General features: G+C 49.1%; 2 protein-coding genes. Both read left to right on the top strand.

What is annotated here, in order from left to right:
• On the top strand, positions 1-564 hold a 564-nt coding region (locus D0T11_RS22860), incomplete at its 5' end, for a hypothetical protein (RefSeq protein WP_182888569.1).
• Between the two features lie 169 nt (positions 565-733).
• Positions 734-1,097, top strand: a 364-nt coding sequence (locus D0T11_RS22355) for a hypothetical protein (protein ID WP_147374806.1), incomplete at its 3' end; no start/stop codon positions are given.

The following is a 1,097-nucleotide window of genomic DNA, read 5'->3' as shown; positions in this document are numbered from 1 at the left end:
CTTTATAAGCGCCAGACCAAGCCCAATCAGGCGTTGCGTCTGGGGTTGGTGCTCGACCTGCGAAACGAGCGGCGCAATAAGAGCAGTGATTTAGCCGTCAACCCCACCTTCTACGAGAACAGCTTTGGCCTGCAAACTTATATCGGCCGGGAATGGAAAAGAAGCATTGCCCGCCGGTGGGTAGCTTGTGTGGGCCTAGATATGGGGGCCGGGTATGACCGTTTTCGTCGCCGCGACGAAGCAATTACTGCGATTAATGTAGATGGAGGTTCTGCCTTATTCCTACGCAAATCAGACTATAATATTACTACCTATTCCACTTTTCTACGTCCGCTAATAGCAGTGTGCTATCAAGTAAAAACTTACTTGTATTTCAGTGCTGAATCAGCAATATCCATGCGGTATTCTCATACATCAGTTTCAGGTGGGAATTCACTTACTCGCCTCGACAATAATATTAGAGGCTATGGCAGTGCGGCTACCAAGGACAATAACATCAGAATATTTTCACAACCCATTAGCCAAGTAACTCTGCACTACTGCTTCAATTCAGTTGAACGCTAACACCTTTTCTCATTTTTTTATTTTTTCTCCTGCTCTTATTATGAAAAATTTCTTACCATTTACCTGGCGGTTAACATCTGCCATGCTCGTCATTTTGACGTTGAGTATTACTTCGCTATTGGCCCAAACATTCCAAAATTATGCGCCAAGCGTTTGCCCCAATCAGACGATGACGTATACGCTGACTGGTATTCCGGCCGATTATAAAATTGAGGGTGCTTTCGCCACTGGTGGCTCGTTATTTACGCCCGCCATCAGCAACGGACAGGCCGAATATGTGGTAACGTGGGGTGCCGGAGAATCGGGCAGAATCACTCCAGGCCTCAAGAAGCCGAAAAGAGATGCTAATGGAAATATTGTAGGGTATGACCCTGCCACTCCCAGTAATACACCCAGCGTGGTCATCAAATCGGTATTCGGGCGGCGCATCCTGGCCCAGATCAACAACACGGCCTCCCTCGAGCTGCCCCTGTGCGGCGGAGCCCAGAACCTGACGCTCACCCTGCCCCAGCAGTACTTCGCCGGCGACGCGC

Source organism: Hymenobacter rubripertinctus, assembly GCF_003583925.1.
Lineage (GTDB): Bacteria > Bacteroidota > Bacteroidia > Cytophagales > Hymenobacteraceae > Hymenobacter > Hymenobacter rubripertinctus.
This window is presented reverse-complemented; position numbering and strand designations above follow the sequence as displayed.